13 protein-coding genes and 3 tRNA genes are annotated in these 17,130 nt (G+C 64.5%); 1 reads left to right on the top strand and 15 read right to left on the bottom strand.

Annotation, left to right across the window (positions count from 1 at the left end; genetic code table 11):
* Positions 1-4: 4 nt before the first annotated feature.
* The 13 genes from selA to tolB all read right to left on the bottom strand — a co-directional run bounded on the left by selA (position 5) and on the right by tolB (position 13,278).
* The gene (selA, locus tag OU995_RS13320; protein WP_267836028.1) at positions 5-1,489 is read right to left on the bottom strand and encodes an L-seryl-tRNA(Sec) selenium transferase; all 1,485 of its coding nucleotides are present in this window, start codon (positions 1,487-1,489) and stop codon (positions 5-7) included.
* 2 nt (positions 1,490-1,491) lie between these two features.
* The gene (gene fdhE / locus OU995_RS13315) at positions 1,492-2,562 is read right to left on the bottom strand and encodes a formate dehydrogenase accessory protein FdhE (RefSeq protein WP_267836027.1); all 1,071 of its coding nucleotides are present in this window, start codon (positions 2,560-2,562) and stop codon (positions 1,492-1,494) included.
* Entirely contained in the window at positions 2,559-3,173 is a 615-nt protein-coding gene (locus OU995_RS13310; protein ID WP_267836025.1) for a formate dehydrogenase subunit gamma, read from the bottom strand. The genes fdhE and OU995_RS13310 overlap by 4 nt, the downstream gene beginning before the upstream one ends.
* A gap of 14 nt (positions 3,174-3,187) precedes the next feature.
* Positions 3,188-4,120: a formate dehydrogenase subunit beta gene (fdxH, locus tag OU995_RS13305; protein WP_267836024.1), complete on the bottom strand. Its 933-nt coding sequence runs from the start codon at positions 4,118-4,120 to the stop codon at positions 3,188-3,190.
* 2 nt (positions 4,121-4,122) lie between these two features.
* Positions 4,123-7,194, bottom strand: a complete 3,072-nt coding sequence (gene fdnG, locus OU995_RS13300; protein ID WP_267836023.1) for a formate dehydrogenase-N subunit alpha — start codon at positions 7,192-7,194, stop codon at positions 4,123-4,125.
* Between the two features lie 422 nt (positions 7,195-7,616).
* The gene (apbC, locus tag OU995_RS13295; protein ID WP_267836022.1) at positions 7,617-8,711 is read right to left on the bottom strand and encodes an iron-sulfur cluster carrier protein ApbC; all 1,095 of its coding nucleotides are present in this window, start codon (positions 8,709-8,711) and stop codon (positions 7,617-7,619) included.
* A gap of 211 nt (positions 8,712-8,922) precedes the next feature.
* A tRNA-Lys gene (locus OU995_RS13290) sits at positions 8,923-8,998 on the bottom strand.
* 68 nt (positions 8,999-9,066) lie between these two features.
* A tRNA-Lys gene (locus OU995_RS13285) sits at positions 9,067-9,142 on the bottom strand.
* A gap of 148 nt (positions 9,143-9,290) precedes the next feature.
* A tRNA-Lys gene (locus OU995_RS13280) sits at positions 9,291-9,366 on the bottom strand.
* Positions 9,367-9,485: 119 nt separating this feature from the next.
* A complete protein-coding gene (locus OU995_RS13275) occupies positions 9,486-10,301 on the bottom strand; it encodes a tRNA threonylcarbamoyladenosine dehydratase (RefSeq protein ID WP_267836257.1) in 816 nt (271 codons plus the stop codon).
* A gap of 104 nt (positions 10,302-10,405) precedes the next feature.
* The gene (ybgF, locus tag OU995_RS13270; RefSeq protein ID WP_267836021.1) at positions 10,406-11,182 is read right to left on the bottom strand and encodes a tol-pal system protein YbgF; all 777 of its coding nucleotides are present in this window, start codon (positions 11,180-11,182) and stop codon (positions 10,406-10,408) included.
* Between the two features lie 7 nt (positions 11,183-11,189).
* On the bottom strand, positions 11,190-11,717 hold the full coding sequence (gene pal / locus OU995_RS13265) for a peptidoglycan-associated lipoprotein Pal (protein WP_267836020.1): 528 nt from the start codon (positions 11,715-11,717) through the stop codon (positions 11,190-11,192).
* A gap of 244 nt (positions 11,718-11,961) precedes the next feature.
* Positions 11,962-13,278 carry a Tol-Pal system beta propeller repeat protein TolB gene (gene tolB / locus OU995_RS13260; protein ID WP_267836019.1) on the bottom strand — a complete coding sequence of 439 codons (1,317 nt, stop codon included), beginning with the start codon at positions 13,276-13,278 and terminating at the stop codon, positions 11,962-11,964.
* A 724-nt stretch (positions 13,279-14,002) separates the two neighbouring features.
* On the opposite strand from tolB, the gene OU995_RS13255 reads away from it, so the two are divergent.
* Complete coding sequence (locus OU995_RS13255; protein WP_267836018.1) at positions 14,003-14,809, top strand: hypothetical protein; 807 nt, start codon at positions 14,003-14,005, stop codon at positions 14,807-14,809.
* Between the two features lie 49 nt (positions 14,810-14,858).
* Here OU995_RS13255 and rng read toward each other — a convergent pair whose 3' ends face one another.
* Together rng and OU995_RS13245 are read right to left on the bottom strand one after the other, a co-directional pair.
* A complete protein-coding gene (gene rng / locus OU995_RS13250; RefSeq protein ID WP_267836017.1) occupies positions 14,859-16,343 on the bottom strand; it encodes a ribonuclease G in 1,485 nt (494 codons plus the stop codon).
* Between the two features lie 170 nt (positions 16,344-16,513).
* Positions 16,514-17,116 (bottom strand): Maf family protein, encoded by a 603-nt coding sequence (locus OU995_RS13245; RefSeq protein ID WP_267836016.1) that lies wholly within the window; start codon positions 17,114-17,116, stop codon positions 16,514-16,516.
* Positions 17,117-17,130 lie beyond the last annotated feature (14 nt).

The following is a 17,130-nucleotide window of genomic DNA, read 5'->3' as shown; positions in this document are numbered from 1 at the left end:
CGGTTCACCGCAGGGCCTCCGCCAGAGCGGGCAACTGCGCCAGGAACTCGGCCTCACGCGGGCCTTCATCCAGGCAGCGCAAATCCATCCACAGCTCGTCGGCCTGCACCCGCGCCACGATCGGCAGCGGCAGGGACCGCAAGGCGACCTGCAACTCATCCAGCGCGCGGCCGGTGCCCCGCTTGCCGTTCAATGGCGGCGCCAGTGCCAGGCCCGCGGACGGCAAGGTCTCCACCGGCAAGGAGCCCGATCCGATCTGGCCACGCATCGACGCGGCACGCACCTCAAAACGCGGCGCCACCGCCTGCTGCAGCGGCAACAGCAACCGCGCCGCCTGCGCCTCGATCTGCGCCACCGGACGGGTGAGGTGTCGCAGCGTGGGCAGGTCGCGGGTGAGACGGTCCGGCTTGAGGTACAGACGCAGCGTGGCCTCCAGCGCCGCCAGCGGCAGCTTGGACAGCCGCAAGGCGCGCTTCATCGGGAACTTGCGGATGCGCTGGATGGACTCCCGGGTGCCCACGATCAACCCGGCCTGCGGGCCGCCCAGCAGCTTGTCGCCGCTGAAGGTCACCACGTCGCACCCCTCCTTGAGCATCTGCTGCGGCAGCGGCTCGGCGGGCAATCCCCACTGAGCCAGATCCACCAGGGAGCCACTGCCCAGATCGGTCATCAGCGGCACCCCACGCGCCTTTGCGATCGGGGCCAGCGTGGCTTCGTCCACCGAGGACGTGAACCCCTGGATGGCATAGTTGCTGGTGTGAACCTTCATCAGCAGGGCCGTGGCCGGGCCGATGGCCGATTCATAGTCGCGCGCATGGGTTCGATTGGTCGTGCCCACTTCCACCAGACGCGCGCCGGCGGCGGCCATCACATCGGGCATGCGGAAGGCGCCGCCGATTTCCACCAGCTCACCGCGGGACACGATCACCTCACGGCCCCCGGCCAGCGCGGCAATGCCCAGCAGCACGGCCGCCGCATTGTTGTTGACCACGGTGGCCGCTTCGGCGCCGGTGATCTCGCACAGCAAGCCTTCGACCAGGCTGTCGCGATCCCCTCGGGCGCCCCGGGCCAGATCGAATTCGAGATTGTTGGGCGAGCCCATGCAGGCCAGCACCTGCTGCAGCGCCTCGTCCGCCAACAGGGCCCGGCCGAGATTGGTGTGCAGCACCGTGCCGGTGAGATTGATCACCCGGCGCATGCGCGGGGTGAGCCGCGCCTCGCAGCGTTGGGCCAGCGCGGCTGCGATGCCGGCCAACTGGCTGAGCGGCAGCCGCCCCTGCAGCGCCTCGGCCCGCCAGTGGTCCAGCAGCTCACGCGCCTGTGCGGCAACCAGGGCGTGGCCATGCGCGGTGACCAGTGGGGTCACCGCCGCATCGCGCAACAGCCGATCAACGGAAGGAAGGTCTTTGGGGGCCGCCGACGGGAGTGCGGAAGACTCAGCCGGGAGACTCGCCGTCGGACCATGGACCATGGATGCCTCGGGCTTCATGCTCAGTGCCCTCCGGGATCCGGTGGCGCCGCGCCGCTGTGAGCGGTGCCTGGCGCCTCGGTGTCGCTGCCCGGGGGACGGTCATCGCCGGCCTCCGGCTCGCCCAGGATCAGCAGCGGATTGAACCCCTGCCGCACCAGGCCCAGTTCTCCCACCAGCAGATCCAGCGTGAGCGAGGCCAGGTCGTCGGCCAACGGCTCCACGTGCAGGTCTTTTTCCATGTGGACCTGCTTGAGATAGTGGCCGCAGCTCTCGCAGCATTCGGCCTGGACGGCTTCATTGGGCTTGCGGCCTTCGTCATCCACCAACTGGCGGAAGCTGATGCCCTTGGTGCTCTGGCAGTGGGTGCACTTGATGCGCACGTAATGCCACTGCGTGGCGCACAGCGAGCACGCCAGGAAACGTTGGCCCGACACGTCCGCTGCAATGCGGGTGACAGACGCTACCGGGCGCGAGCCGCAGCACGGGCAGACGGTCGGATCGTCGATCAGACCAAACGGGGCCAGATGTTCGGTCTTGCCGGCGCGTTCATACCGGTCCTGCAGTTGCTGCACCAGGCGGACCCAGTGGAGTTGCAACGCGGCCGCCAGCAGAGGCGCTGCAGCCGGGTCCAGACCCGGCCCGCCACCCGCCAGCAATGCCTGCGCCTGACGTTCCACCTCGGCATCATCCAGCTTCAGCAGTTCACCGGCCAGGGTCTGCACCGGAGCCGGCACCCCGGCGGTGCTCAGGTGCCCAAGCAGTTCACGCAGCTCTTCACGCCAGGCGGGCTGGCGAGGGAAGCTGCGGCTGTCCAGTGGCGGTACACCGGCGGCCATGGCTTCGGCCAGGACGCTTTCGTTGGGGAGGGGCAGCGGGCGGGGCTGCTTGAGCTGATCGTGCTGGCGCTGGGCCAGCTCGGCGGCAAACAGCAGGTAGTCCCGCATGGGATGGTCCTGCGCCAGTTGGCGCAGGCGCAGGGCGCGCTCAGCAAAAACACCGGCTTCGGGGAGTCGCAGCGGCGCGGGGCGTGCCCCCGCGTTCACCGCGATCTCCTCCGGTGTCATCAGGCGGATTTGGCTGCTGGCCGTCATGCGCGCGGACGCTCCTTGACTTCCTTGTACCACAGCGGGTGGTTGTGCTTGGCCCAGGTTTCAGTGACCGTACCACGGGTCATGGCGCGGATGGTGCCCTTCACCCAGATCGCAGCATAAATATGCACGATGACACCCAGGATCAGCCCGGTGGCCGCCGCCGCATGCAGCAGCACGGCCATCCGGCGCATCAGGATGTTGCCTTCCGGGAACCAGGCATGCCAGAACATGAACCCGGTCACCAGCAGCACCACCAGGCACACCACCATCAGCCAGAAGATGCCCTTCTGGCCGGCGTTGTACTTGCCAGCCGGCGGCATGTTGGACTTGTCCCCGGCCAGCATGTCCTTGCTGTGGCGCACCCACTCGGTGTCGCTGGCGGTCCAGCGGTTCTGCTTCCAGAGCTGCAGGGCCAGCACCGCAAAGGCCAGCACCATCAGCAGCCCCATGTAGGGATGCAGGATGCGGGCCCAGGGGCCGCCGCCGAACAGATTGCTCAGAAAGAACAGGCTGGGATGGAAGAAGGCCAGGCCGGACAGGCCGGCACCGAAGAACAGCAGGGCGATGAGCCAGTGGTTCATCCGCTGTGCGTCAGGATAGCGTTGCAACATGATGTGCTCCTTCCTCAGCCGCGCGGGGCTTTGTGCGCCTCACTGCGCGCACGTTCATCGGCCAGTTCTTCGTCCTCATCGGGGTTGTCATGCCCCGATTCGATCGGACCCACCTTCATGTAGTGGAAGAAGCCCGCCACCGCAGCGCCAATCATGGCCGCAACAGCCAAGGGCTTGGCCGCGCCCTTCCACAAGGAGACCAACGGGCTGATCTTGGGGTCCTTGGGCAGGCCGTGGTAGAGCTCCGGCTGGTCCGCATGCTGCAGCACATACATGACGTGCGTCCCACCCACGCCCTGCGGGTCGTAGACGCCGGCCTTGTCGTAGCCGCGTTCCTTCAGGTCGACAATGCGTTCTTCGGCGAACTCATGCATGTCTTCCTTGGAACCGAAGCGGATGGCGCCAGTCGGGCAGGCCTTCACGCAGGCCGGTTCCAGGCCCACACCCACACGGTCGGAACAGAGGCTGCACTTGTACGCCTTGTTGTCGACCTTGGAGATGCGCGGCACATCGAACGGGCAGCCGGTGACGCAGTTGCCACAGCCCACGCAGTGTTCCGAGATGAAATCAACAATACCGTTCTGGTATTTGATGATCGCCCCCGGGGACGGGCAGCTCTTGAGGCAGCCTGGGTCCTCACAGTGCATGCAGCCGTCCTTGCGGATCAGCCATTCAAGGCGGTCCTGCTGGACCTCCACCTCGGAGAAGCGCATCACCGTCCAGGACTGCGGCGACAGGTCTGCGGGGTTGTCGTACACACCGACGTTGTGACCGACCTCGTCGCGGAGGTCGTTCCACTGCATGCAGGCCACCTGGCAGGCCTTGCAACCGATGCAGGAGGACACGTCGATGAGCTTGGCCACCTCGATGACCTGGCGGCGGGCGTCAGGGCTGGGCGTGGTCGTGGCCGAGCGCTTCGCGATATCGAGCGATTGAAGCGAGGACATGATCAGGCTTTCTCAATGTTGACAGTGAAGCTCTTCACTTCCGGCGTCTGGGAATTCGCGTCGCCCACAAACGGGGTCAGCGTATTCACCAGGAAGCCGGGGCGAGCAAGCCCCACAAAGCCCCAGTGATTGGGCAGGCCGACGGTATGGACCCGTTTGCCGCCCACGTCCAGCGAAGCGACCCGCTTGGTCACCAGCGCCACGGCCTTGATGGCGCCGCGGTTGGAGCTGACCTTCACGGTATCGCCGTTGGTGATGCCCTTCTCCTTGGCGAGTTCCTCGCCGATCTCGACAAACTGCTGCGGCTGGATCACCGCATTGGACCGCGCATGCTTGGTCCAGTAGTGAAAGTGCTCCGTCAGGCGATAGCTCGTCGCGACATACGGGAACTTGTCGGGCTTGCCGAACTGTTCGAAGTCGCTCTTGAACACACGCGCGGCCGGATTGCTCTTGGCCTTGGGATTGTTCGGATGCAGCGGATTGACTTCCAGCGGCGTCTCGAACGGCTCGTAGTGCTCCGGCAGCGGACCATCCGCCATGCCGCTGGGCGCGAACAGGCGCGCCACACCTTCGGCGGTCATGATGAACGGACGCACCGCGTCCGGATCGTTCGGATTCGCATCCGGACGGATGTCGGGCACGTCGGAGCCGGTCCACTTGTCGCCGGTCCAGGCGATCAGGCGGCGCTTGGCATTCCAGGGCTTGCCGGACGTATCACACGAAGCCGCGTTGTAGAGCACACGGCGGTTCGCCGGCCAGGCCCAGGCCCAGTTCAGCGTCTGGCCGATGCCCCACGGGTCCGAATTGTCCCGGCGCGCCATCTGGTTGCCCGCTTGCGTCCAGGCACCCGCGTAGATCCAGCAGCCACTGGAGGTGGAGCCGTCGTCGCGCAGCAGTCCGAAGCCGGAGAGCTGCTCGCCGGCCTTGGCCAGTACCTTGGTCGGGTCCTTCGGATCTAGCACGTCCGCCAGCGCCTTGCCGTTGAACTCCATCGCCAGCTCCTCGGCCGAGGGGCTGTTGGGAATCTTGTACGGCCAGCTCAGGTTGACGATCGGGTCCGGGAACGCGCCGCCTTCCTTCTGATAGAGATTGCGCATGCGCAGGAACAGCTCGGCAATGATCTCGGCGTCCTGCTTGGCTTCGCCCGGAGGCTCGGCGCCGCGCCAGTGCCATTGCAGCCAGCGACCCGAGTTGGTCAGCGAACCGTCTTCTTCCGCGAAACAGGTGCTCGGGAAGCGGAACACCACCGTCTGGATCTCTTCGGTCTTGACGTCGTGGTACTCGCCGTAGTTCTTCCAGAAGTTGGCCGTCTCGGTTTCGAGCGGGTCGATGATGACCAGGAACTTCAGCTTGGACAGGCTCTCGACCACCTTGGTCTTGTTGGCCAGCGACGCCACCGGGTTAAAGCCCTGGCAGATGTAGCCGTTGACCTTGCCCTGATGCATCAGGTCGAAGGTCTGCAGCATGTCATAGCCCTTGTCCCACTTCGGCAGATAGTGGAAGGCCCAGTCGTTGTCCTTGGTCGCGGCCTTGCCCCACCAGGCTTTTTGCTGGCTGACGAAGAACTTGGGATAGTTCTGCCAGAAGCTCATCTGGTTGGGACGCAGCGGCTTGAGCGCGCGGGTCTTGTAGTACGCGTCCAGGTCCTGCTCGGAGTCCTTGGCCAGGCTCATGTAGCCGGTCAGGGCGGTGGAGAGCAGTCCCAGGTCGGTCAGACCCTGGATGTTGCTGTGACCACGCAGCGCATTCATGCCGCCACCCGGCAGGCCGATGTTGCCCAGCAGCAGCTGCACCAGCGCACCCGTGCGGATGATCTGCGAGCCCTGGCTGTGCTGGGTCCAGCCCAGCGCATACATGATGGTCATCACCTTGCCCGGCGCCGACGTCTCTGCGATGGATTCGCAGATCTTCAGGAACTTGTCCTTTGGCGTGCCGGAGATCTGGCTGACCATCTCGGGCGTGTAGCGCGCGTAGTGCTGCTTCATCAACTGCAGCACGCAGCGCGGATGCTGCATCGTCGGGTCGACCTTCGCAAAGCCCTTCTCGTCCAGCTCATACGCCCAGGAGGCGTTGTTGTAGCTGCGCTTGGCCGCGTCATAGCCCGAGAACAGACCGTCCTCGAACTTGTAGGCCTCGCCGACGATGAAGCTGGCGTTGGTGTAGTGCTTGACGTACTCGTGCTGGATCTTGTCGTTGGACAACAAGTAATTGATCAGGCCCGCCAGGAAGGCGATGTCCGACCCCGCGCGGATGGGCGCGTAGTAGTCGCTCATCGCGGCCGAGCGGGTAAAGCGCGGGTCCACGACGATGAGTTTCGCCTTGTTGTTGTGCTTGGCCTCGATCACCCACTTGAAACCGCAGGGATGCGCCTCGGCGGCATTGCCGCCCATGATCAGGATCAGGTCAGCGTTCTTGATGTCCACCCAATGGTTGGTCATCGCGCCGCGTCCGAACGTCGGGGCCAGACTGGCCACCGTCGGTCCGTGTCAAACGCGTGCTTGATTGTCGAACGCGAGCAAGCCCATCGAGCGCATCGCCTTGTGGGTGATGTAGCCCGATTCGTTCGAGGATGCCGATGCACACAGCATGCCGGTGGTCAACCAGCGGTTGACGGTCTGGCCCTGCGCATTGGTCGCAATGAAGTTGGCGTCACGGTCGGCCTTCATGAGCTTGGTGACGCGATCCATCGCCTCTTCCCAGCTCACGCGCTTCCATTCCTTCGCGCCCGCTTCCCGGATCTCCGGGTACTTGAGGCGGTTGGGGCTGTGGATGAAGTCCAGCAGACCCGCGCCCTTGGGGCACAAGGTGCCGCGGTTCACCGGATGGTCCGGATCCCCTTCGATGTGAACGATCTCGCTCTTGACGTTCTTGGCTTTGTCACCGAGCGAATACATGATGAGACCGCAACCCACCGAGCAGTACGGGCAGGTGTTGCGGGTTTCTGTCGCCCGGGAGAGCTTGAACTGGCGGGTCTCCGCCAGTGCAGCGGTGGGTGAAAAACCCAGCGCCACGAGGCTGGAGCCCATGACGGCCGCCCCGCTCACCCGGAAGAAGTGCCTCCGGTTCATGTCCATGTTGACGATGCCTCCTGAGGTGACTTCTTGGCCACCTGGGAAAAAATCACGGCCGGCACGCGGCCCGCATTCATTATTTCCACACAAAGCGAGCGCTTTGTCCAATGTCAGGGCGCACTCAAGTGTGCAGTGGCACACGCCACCCGCACAGTCGTCCGCATCAATATTGCCCGACCGCGCAAAGGGCCCTGTTCATCGTATTTTGTGCGGTGCAATGAAAAAGGCGCTCTCCCGTTTGGAAGAGCGCCTGGGGCTGTGTTTGTGGGGCCGGAACGACGCCAAATCTTTACTGCACCGCACAAAAACCAAGCCTCTAACTCAGGCAAAACCTGACCCGCTGCAGACGGGCTGAAGAGCGGGTAAACCGACGCGGCTGAAAAGTTCGGACGCGCTCAGTTGGCTTGGGTTCAGGCGGCTTGGCTTCAGGTGGTTTTGGAAATGGTGATGGTGGGGAATTTGGAAGAATAATCCTTGGCCTGCCCCGCCAACTTCACCGCCACCTTGCGTGCAATCGCCTTGTAGGCAGCGGCGTGTGCGCTGTCCGGCTCGGCCACCACGGTGGGCTTGCCGCTATCCGCCTGCTCGCGGATGGACAGGGCCAGGGGCAACGAGCCCAGCAGCTCCATCCCATACTGCTGCGCCATGCGCTCGCCACCGCCGCTGCCGAAGATGTGCTCGGCATGGCCGCAGTGGCTGCACACATGCACAGCCATGTTCTCAACGATGCCGAGGATGGGCACGCCCACCTTCTCGAACATCTTCAGGCCCTTCTTGGCATCGATCAGGGCGATGTCCTGCGGGGTGGTCACGATGATGGACCCGCTCACCGGCACGCGTTGCGACAGGGTCAGCTGGATGTCTCCGGTGCCAGGCGGCATGTCGATGACCAGATAGTCCAGGTCGCGCCAGCGGGTCTGGCGCAGCAACTGCTCCAGCGCCTGGGTGGCCATGGGCCCGCGCCACACCATGGCCTGGTCTTCTTCCACCAGGAAACCGATGGACATCAACTGCAGGCCATGAGAGACCAGCGGCTCCATGGTCTGCCCGTCAGTGCTTTCCGGGCGGCCCTGGATGCCCAGCATCAGGGGCAGACTGGGGCCGTAGATGTCCGCATCCAGCAGGCCGACCTGGGCGCCTTCCGCAGCCAAGGCCAGCGCCAGGTTGGCGGCGGTGGTGCTTTTGCCCACCCCACCCTTGCCGGAGGCCACCGCGATGATGTTCTTCACACCGGGCAGCAACTGCACACCACGCTGCACCGCATGGGCAATGATCTTGCTGGTGATGCTGACGCTCACATTGCCCACACCGGCCACGCTGCGCGCGGCGGCCACGAGGGCGGCGCGCAGTCCGTCGATCTGGCTGGCGGCGGGATAACCCAGCTCCACATCGAAGCTGACGGAGTCGCCTTGCACACGCAGGTTCTTGAGCTGACGCGTCGTGACCAGGTCACGGCCGGTGTTGGGGTCAATCACCTGTTGAAGCGCGGCCAGCAGAGTGGCTTCTTGAATCTGGGACATGGTTACCTCAATGTAGGCCGTCAGTCTAGCCCAGGGGGCTTGGCCTCGAAACTGCGGGGGTTTGGCAACCCGCTGGCGCTAGGCGCCCAAATGCAAAAAAGGGCACAGCAAGCTGTGCCCTTTCGGGGTATCAACGGGCGCTGAACTCGGTAGCTCGGTAGGGCAGAAACTACTGCCGAACGATACCTTTACTGCGCGCCATTGAGAATGTTGGTGGGCCCTGAAGGATTCGAACCTTCGACCAACGGATTAAGAGTCCGCTGCTCTACCAACTGAGCTAAGAGCCCGATATTCGGTATGTGGCTGCAACCTCTCGCGGGAATGCCACGAGGGTGTATGCCTGAAACGTCTGGAGTGGTGGGCCCTGAAGGATTCGAACCTTCGACCAACGGATTAAGAGTCCGCTGCTCTACCAACTGAGCTAAGAGCCCCTGGATCCACTGCAAACCATATTATGAATCATATTATGGCCTGCCGACGTCATCTTTCGTAAATATTCCGCAGACTTCTACGAGAACTCGAGGAAACCGCGAACTATCCACACATGCCCCATGCTTGAATACCAAAGCCTTCAAAACATGGTGGGTCGTGCAGGATTCGAACCTGCGACCAACGGATTAAAAGTCCGCTGCTCTACCGACTGAGCTAACGACCCGCTCGTGATGCGTGCTTGACTTTATGTGTCTTGACTTTCGTGCTTGACCGCAAAAAGCCCAGCTTTCGCACCACTTGTTCTTACTCTTCGAGGTGTTTGCCCCTCAGCAGAGCCGCAGATTATAGAGCGCTTTTTTCGCGCCGCGCAAGTGCCTTCAAATACTGCGCCACAAGGTCCGCTGCAGCCACCATGCCGAAGCCTGCCGTCACCGCCACGCTGGAGCCGTAGCCGTGGCAATTGAGGCTGCCATCCACATTGCAGGACTCGTCAGGGCGGCGCACTGGTTCGCGCGAGAACACACACCGCACGCCCATGGCGCCCTGCTTCGGCAGCTCATGATGCTTGCGCAGCCGCTGGCGCAGGCTCGCGAGCAAGGGGTCGTGCGTGGTCTCGGACAGGTCCAACACTTCCACATCCTGCGGACGATGCTTGCCACCCGCCGCCCCGACGCAGAGATGAGCCAGCTTCTTCTTGCGAGCCCAGGCTGCAATTTGCGCCTTGGCCCGGACCTGATCACAGGCGTCCACGATGCCATCAATGGCCACGTCGCCCAGCAACGCCGGCCAGTTATCATCATCCACGAACTCTTCTATCGTGATGACTTCGCAGCCCGGGTGAATGTCTGCCACCCGCAGGCGCAGGGCTTCGGCCTTGGCCATGCCCAGCGTGCTGCCCAGTGCCTGCACCTGCCGGTTGATGTTGGATTCGGCCACATGGTCCAGATCGATCAGCACCAGCCGGGCCACTCCCATGCGCGCCAAGGCCTCCACCACCCAGGACCCTACCCCGCCCAGGCCGACCACCGCAAAGCGGCCGGCACGCAGGTGGCGATAGTCCCGCTCGCCGTGCAGTCGCTGCAGGCCGCCGAAGCGTCGTTCGCTGTCGGCATCGAATTCACCCTGAGGGGCGGCGGAAGGGAGGGCAGTCTCGGTCATGCCGATCATCGTCTCAGAAGCAGCAAAGCCCCGCTGGGTGTCCGGCGGGGCTTCGGTCACGAAGCCGGCAGACACACCGGCTTCTCGGAATCATGCCGCGCGCTTCAGCGCAGCGAAGCGATCCGCTCCTTGGCGGCACGGGCCGCCTCGGAGTTCGGATAGGCCTTGATCAGGTCGTCCAGGGTCTTGCGGGCGCTCTTGTTGTCCTTGAGCTCCACCTGGCAGTTGGCAATGGCCAGCAGGCTTTCAGGCGCGCGCGGGTGGTCCGGGTTACCCGCCACAAACGCCTTGAAGGTGGCAATCGCGCCCTTGTAGTCGCGCTTGCCATATTGCGCATTACCCAGCCAGAAACGCACGGTGTCACCGTAGCCGCTGGCGGGATAACGCTGCAGGAAAGAGGAGTAGGCCGACACGGCTTCGTTGAAGTCGCCGTTGCGAATCAGGCCCATCGCGGCATCGAACTGCCGCTTTTCTTCGGGATCCGCCTGGAATTCCTTGCCGTCGACGGACACCTTTTGAGGCTCAAGCGGACGGAGGCGGTTGTCCAGGGTGGCGGACTGGTCGGACACCTTGCGCTGGGTTTCCGACAGGTCGCGGGCCAGTTGTTCATTCTGGCCACGCAGCTTGGCGATCTCGGAGCGAAGCCCGTCGATCTGGCCGGAGAGATCCAGCAGGCCCCGCTGAACGGTGGCCAGCTGGTTCTGGAGCTGCTCGATTCGTGCACGCTGCGCTTCCTCGGTCTGCGTCTGCTTGGCTCGGAGGTCCAGGATGGCCTTGCGGGCCTCATCGTCCTCAAACAACGCGGCCTGCGCCGGACCGGCAGCGGTCCAGGCCAGGGCCACGCCCAGCATCAGCGTGGAGAAACGGGGAAAACGCAGCATGCTCATCTCACTTGTCCCGCAGTTCGACGCGACGGTTCTTGGCCCAGGCTTCTTCGGTGTGACCGTTGTCAGCCGGACGTTCCTTGCCGAAGCTCACCGGCTCGACCTGGCTCGACGCCACGCCCAGCAGGGTCAGCGACTTGGCCACGGCTTCCGCACGCTTCTGGCCCAGGGCCAGGTTGTACTCACGGCCACCGCGTTCGTCGGTGTGGCCTTCCAGGCTCAGCGTCAGCGACTTCTTGTTGTTCAGGCGCTTGGCGTGGTTTTCGATCAGGCTGCGGTAGTCGTCCTTGACCACGAAGCTGTCGAAGTCGAAGTACACCACGCGCTGGTTGGCAACGGCGGCGTCCAGCTGGGCACCCAGGTCCACGGTGGTCACCGGGCGCTGAGACACCGGCGGAGCAACCGGGGGAGGCGTCGTCTGGGTCACGGGCTGGGCGGTTTCGACCGGCGGCTTTTCGTCCAGCTTGGTCGAGCTGCAAGCAGCCAGGGCGGCGGCAGCCACCAGGCTCAGCATCAGTTTTTCGATTTTCATGAGGAAGCGCTCCTATTGATCAAAGGCAAGCGAGTGTCGGCAGGACGCCGAAAAACCGGCAACCGCCGGAAAAAAGTGAATTGTGAAGCAATCGCCGGCCATCCTGTGACACCCAGGCGCATCAGACCGCCCCATCCTGCAGGGGATAGATTCGCGTCTCGCACAAAGAACACCGGCGCGAAGGTAGGTTGGGCAAATAACATGCCTGACGGTGTGGAAATCACGGTAGGAAGGCCGAAGCGTCTCAGTTGCCGAAGGGGCCCCAGGCCGGCTCGCGGATGTCAGCCACCGTGGGTGTGGCCAGCTTGGCCTTGACCTTGCCGTCCAGGGTGGAGGTCATCAACACATCCCGACCGCCCGCGCGGGTGGCATACACGATGAGCTTCCCGTTGGGCGCGAAGCTGGGGCTTTCGTCGTCGGTGGTATCGGTGATCTGCTGCACCTGGCCACTGCCCAGGTCCATCACGCACAGTTTGAAGCTGCCCCCGCCCACACGGGTGATGAAGGCCAGGGTGCGGCCGTCCGGGCTGATGGTGGGGCTGATGTTGTAGTTGCCGTTGAAAGTGACGCGTTCGGCGCTGCCGCCACCGGCCGGCATGCGGTAGATCTGCGGCGCGCCGCCTCGGTCGCTGACGAAGTAGATCTGGGCACCGTCCGGGGTGAACACCGGTTCGGTGTCGATCGACTGGCTTTGGGTGAGACGGCGCACCCCGTCACCATTGCGGCCGATGAGATACAGCTGCGAACCGCCGTCCCTGGAGAGGGTCAGCGCAAGCTGCTGGCCGTTGGGCGAAAACGCCGGAGCGCTGTTGCTGCCGCGGAAATCCGCGATCTTGCGACGACGGCCGGTGCGCAGGTCCTGGATCCAGACCACGGCCTTGCGGGTTTCGAAGGACACGTAGGCCAGTTCGGACCCGTCGGGCGACCAGGCCGGAGAAATGATCGGCTCCGGGCTGGCCAGCACCGTTTGCTCGCCCTCACCGTCCGCATCGGCCACCCGCAGGCTGTAGCGCGGGCCGGCCTTGTTCACATAGACCAGGCGCGTGGCGAAGACGCCGCGGTCACCGGTCAGCTTTTGATAGATGGCGTCCGCAATCTTGTGGGCGGCCAGGCGCAGGTCGGCGGTAACCACCGGCAGGCTTTCGCTGGCCAGGTCTTGCCCCTTCACCACATCCCACAGACGGTAGCGCACGTCAAACCGGCCATCGGCCAGGCGCGTGGCGGAGCCGGCGACCAATGCGTCGGCCGCGCGGGAACGCCAGTCCCCAAACTGGGGCACGCTGGTTTCGGTCATGCCGGGCTGGCCCGGGACCATGCTGAACTGGCCACTGCGCTCCAGGTCGGCGCGGATGATGGCGCCCAGCGTCTGTCCAGTGGCGGCTTCGTCCTTGAAGTCGTTGATCGCGATGGGCAGTCGGGTTGCGCCCACACCAGCAATTTCCACACGGAACTGGGACCAGGCGGGAGACCAGGCGGGTACGGCGAGCCCGGCGGCGGCGCTGCCCAGCAGGGCGCGGCGCGTCAATGTCGTCGAAGGCTTGGCAGTTGTCTTGGTGATCATGGCTTGCGCGATGAATGGAGTCCGAATTGTGCACGAGCCGCACGCAGTGTTTGCGCGCAGGGCATCGCAAGAGGCTACGAATTGTCCAGGCGGAAGCTCAGGGACCGTGACGGTGACTAGTCATTCCTGGGGCGTACCTGCAAGAGATCAGGAGGCGGGCGCGAGGCTTCTGTGTAAGCAGGCCATGGCTGCCGGTGCGAGGCGCTGCCCAGAATGTCCCTAACCGTTCACGACACTTCGTCATCAGCTCCCCTTTGTCATCGTCCTCATCATGTCCGCCCAGGTTTGCCTCCAACACCGCACCACGTCGTCAGACTTAACGGCTGTCAGTCCGCAGCGGACCACACACGGTTTTGCAGCAGCGACGCTGTCCGCACAGCTGAGCGGTTTGGCAGGCGGCTCGCCTGGGCGAGCGGCTCAGGTTTGCAGGCTGGCCCGGGCAAACGGTCTGGCAAACGGTCTGGCAAACGGTCTTGCAAACGTCCTGGCAAACGCCCTGGCCCTGGCAACTGCCTTGGCAAACGCCCTGCCCGGCTCCGGTGGAGGCACTGGCGGCGGGGGTGTCAGCGGCGTTGCGGGTCAGGCACTGCGCACCTTCGGTGGGGGCACCACTGGGCTGAGGGGGTGGCTGCGGCACCGACTGGCACATCGACTGGCACACCGACTGGCACACCGACGAGCACACCGACCGGGGCTGCACTGCGGGGCAGCGCTGATGGCCTTCATGGGGCTGATCGTCCCGCTGCTCTGGCCCGCGCCCGCCTGGAGCGCCGACGAGCCGCTGACGCTGGTGACCGCATTTGTTCCGGGCAGTGGCCCGGATCATGTCGCGCGGACGCTGGCCCGAGAGTGGTCCCAACGCAGCGGTGAAGCGGTCCAGGTGATCAACATGCCGGAGAACCAGGGGCGGACGGCGGCCCGGTGGGTATCGGAGCACGCCACGGACGGCCGGCTGCTGCTGCTCACCAGTTCGCGGATGCTGGATGCCGGGCCGGCAGTGCCCCGCACGCAGCGCCAGCGGCCAGTGTCCTCACCCCCACTGAGCCTGCAGCGCTTCAAGCTGATTGCGCGGGTGGGCGAACTGCCCTTCATGTCGGTCTTTCCGCATGGGCTGAGCCCCAGTCCGATGCGGCCCCGCTTGGCCCTGCATGGGGGTGCAGCGGAGACTGCAGATCGGCGTGCCACCCGGTGGGCCGACCCGCAGGTCGAGCAGCCAGCGGATCCGCGTGTACTGGCGGCACTGTCGCGGCTGGATGACCTGTCCGCAGACCCATCGGATCGGCCAGATGCGGCTCGCCCCAGCGTATTCCCACGCCCGTTCAGCCGACCGGACGATGTCCCCCGAACCGATTGGAACGGTCTGCTGGTGTCGGCCCAGATGCCCGCAGCTCGGGTTGACGCCCTGCAACGCCAGTTCGCCACGATCCTGGCGCTTCCGGAGGTTCGTTGGGCGGTGGCGCAAGCCGGCAGTGACCTTTGGGAGGAGATCCCGCCCGAATTACCGGTTCAGGTGGACAGGCTATCGAGGTAGTCCGCCTGGCATCTCCCGTATCGCCCGCATCTCCCGACCCGATCACCCATCACATCAGCACGATGTCGTAATGCTCCGTCTGGTTGGTCGGCTCAGCGGTCAGTGAAATGGGCTTGCCGATAAAGTCCGACAGGCCAGCCAGATGCTGGCTTTCTTCGTCCAGCAGCATCTCCACCACGTTGGCGGCGGCCACCACGCGGAACTCTTTGGGGTTGAACTGCCGCGACTCACGCAGGATCTCCCGCATGATCTCGTAGCAGATGCTGCGCGCCGTTTTGACCTGACCGCGTGCCTCGCAGGTGGGGCACGGCTCGCACAGCATGCGAGACAACGACTCCCGCGTGCGCTTGCGCGTCAGTTCCACCAGACCGAGTTGCGTGAAACCGCCCACCGTGACCTTGGTACGGTCGCGGCTTAGCTGTTTGCGGAATTCATGCAGCACCGAGGTCTTGTGCTCTTCTTTCGTCATGTCGATGAAATCGACGATGATGATTCCACCCAGATTGCGCAGGCGCAGTTGGCGGGCAATGGCACCCGCCGCCTCCAGATTGGTCTTGAAGATGGTGTCGTCGAAGTTGCGAGCACCCACAAAGCCGCCGGTGTTCACATCGATGGTGGTCATGGCTTCGGTCTGATCAATGATCAGATAACCGCCCGACTTCAGGTCCACCCGGCGTGCCAGGGCCCGGGCCACTTCGGCATCGATGTTGTGCAGATCAAAGATCGGCCGCTCACCTCGATAGAGGTCGAGTTTGGCCGTGGCCGCCGGCATGTAGGTCTCGCCGAAGCCCCGCAGCACGTCGTATTGCAGCTTGGAGTCGATGCGGATGGAGTTGGTGCGCTCGCTGGCCAGGTCCCTCAGCACCCGCTCCACCAGGCTCAGATCCTGGAACAACAGCGTTCCAGGCGGCTGCCGCAGGCTCTTCTCTCGGATCGAGCCCCAGGTCTTGCGCAGATAGGCAATGTCGGCGGCCAGCTCGTCGTCGCTGGCCTCTTCCGCATTGGTGCGCAGGATGAAGCCCCCCGTGTTGCCGTCCTGCACGCCCACCGACGCCAGCGTCTGCATGCGGCTGCGCAGAGCATCACGCGCCTCCGGCGAGCCGATCTTCTGGGAGATGCCGATGTGGTTGTCCTGCGGCAGATGAACCAGCAAGCGGCCTGCAATCGAAATCTGGGTGGAGAGTCTGGCGCCCTTCGTGCCGATCGGGTCCTTGATGACCTGCACCGTCAGCGCCTGCCCTTCATAGACCAGCCGCTCGATCGGCACCGGCTGGGAACCATCCCCGTGATGGCCGCGCGGCGTCACGCCGTTGAGATGCAAATCAGCCACGTGCAGAAAGGCCGCCCGCTCCAGACCGATGTCGATAAACGCCGACTGCATGCCGGGCAGCACCCGGGCCACTTTGCCCAGGTACACGTTGCCCACCAGGCCCCGCTCGAGCGTGCGCTCGATATGCAGTTCCTGCACCGCCCCATTTTCGACCACCGCTACCCGCGTCTCCTGCGGGGTCCAGTTGATCAGGATATCTTCCATATTGTTGTGCTCCAGCGCTCCCGTCAGCCTCCAGGCTCACGGCAACGCTCTGCCCATTCTTTGGTCACACACCTTGGTCACACCCCTGTCGGTCACTCGCCCGCCCGTCCTGTGGTGTGGCCGGCGGCAGCCTCCAGGCCGCCAAGGGCCCGACAGCGGCCCGACAGCGACTACAGCACCCAGCCGGCAGCCCTCAAAAGACCCGCCGTTTCAAACAGCGGCAGGCCCATGATGCCCGAATAACTGCCGGCGATGTGGCTGATCCATGCTGCCGCATGACTTTGTATCGCATAGCTGCCGGCTTTGCCCATCGGCTCGCCGGCGTTGACGTAGGCCTGCAAGCGGTCGTCCGGCACCGGATCAAAACGGACGGTCGACACGCTCAAAGCTGCCAACGACCGCCCATCCGGCAGCCCCAGCGCCACCGCCGTCAACACCCGGTGCTCCCGGCCACTGAGCCGACGCAGCATTGCCAACGCATGGGCAGCATTGTCTGGTTTGCCCAGGATGTCGCCGTCCAGCGTGACCGTCGTGTCGGCGCAGAGTACGGGAGCGGGCGGCCACTGGCGCCGCTCCCGACGCTGCAGCGCAGCATCGAGCTTGGCGGCCGTCACCCGCTGCACGTAGTCGTCCGGAGTCTCGCCCGCCAGCACAACTTCCAAAGCCTCCGCATCTTCATCCGCATCAGGCAGCAGCAATTCATGCGCCACGCCGATCTGATCGAGCAGTTGGCGGCGGCGCGGACTTTGGGAGGCGAGGTAGAGAAGTGGCATCAGCAGGCAGCAGC

The sequence above is a fragment of the Roseateles sp. SL47 genome, assembly GCF_026625885.1.
Lineage (GTDB): Bacteria > Pseudomonadota > Gammaproteobacteria > Burkholderiales > Burkholderiaceae_C > Roseateles.
Note: the sequence above shows the minus strand (reverse complement) of the source record. Positions and strands in the feature narration are given on the sequence as shown.

Excerpts from the sequence above, each read along its gene's own strand:
- selA (WP_267836028.1), bottom strand. The coding sequence starts at position 1,489 with ATGAAGCCCGAGGCATCCATGGTCCATGGTCCGACGGCGAGTCTCCCG.
- fdhE (WP_267836027.1), bottom strand. The coding sequence starts at position 2,562 with ATGACGGCCAGCAGCCAAATCCGCCTGATGACACCGGAGGAGATCGCG.
- OU995_RS13310 (WP_267836025.1), bottom strand. The coding sequence starts at position 3,173 with ATGTTGCAACGCTATCCTGACGCACAGCGGATGAACCACTGGCTCATC.
- fdxH (WP_267836024.1), bottom strand. The coding sequence starts at position 4,120 with ATGTCCTCGCTTCAATCGCTCGATATCGCGAAGCGCTCGGCCACGACC.
- apbC (WP_267836022.1), bottom strand. The coding sequence starts at position 8,711 with ATGTCCCAGATTCAAGAAGCCACTCTGCTGGCCGCGCTTCAACAGGTG.
- OU995_RS13275 (WP_267836257.1), bottom strand. The coding sequence starts at position 10,301 with ATGACCGAGACTGCCCTCCCTTCCGCCGCCCCTCAGGGTGAATTCGAT.
- ybgF (WP_267836021.1), bottom strand. The coding sequence starts at position 11,182 with ATGCTGCGTTTTCCCCGTTTCTCCACGCTGATGCTGGGCGTGGCCCTG.
- pal (WP_267836020.1), bottom strand. The coding sequence starts at position 11,717 with ATGAAAATCGAAAAACTGATGCTGAGCCTGGTGGCTGCCGCCGCCCTG.
- tolB (WP_267836019.1), bottom strand. The coding sequence starts at position 13,278 with ATGATCACCAAGACAACTGCCAAGCCTTCGACGACATTGACGCGCCGC.
- OU995_RS13255 (WP_267836018.1), top strand. The coding sequence starts at position 14,003 with ATGGGGCTGATCGTCCCGCTGCTCTGGCCCGCGCCCGCCTGGAGCGCC.
- rng (WP_267836017.1), bottom strand. The coding sequence starts at position 16,343 with ATGGAAGATATCCTGATCAACTGGACCCCGCAGGAGACGCGGGTAGCG.
- OU995_RS13245 (WP_267836016.1), bottom strand. The coding sequence starts at position 17,116 with ATGCCACTTCTCTACCTCGCCTCCCAAAGTCCGCGCCGCCGCCAACTG.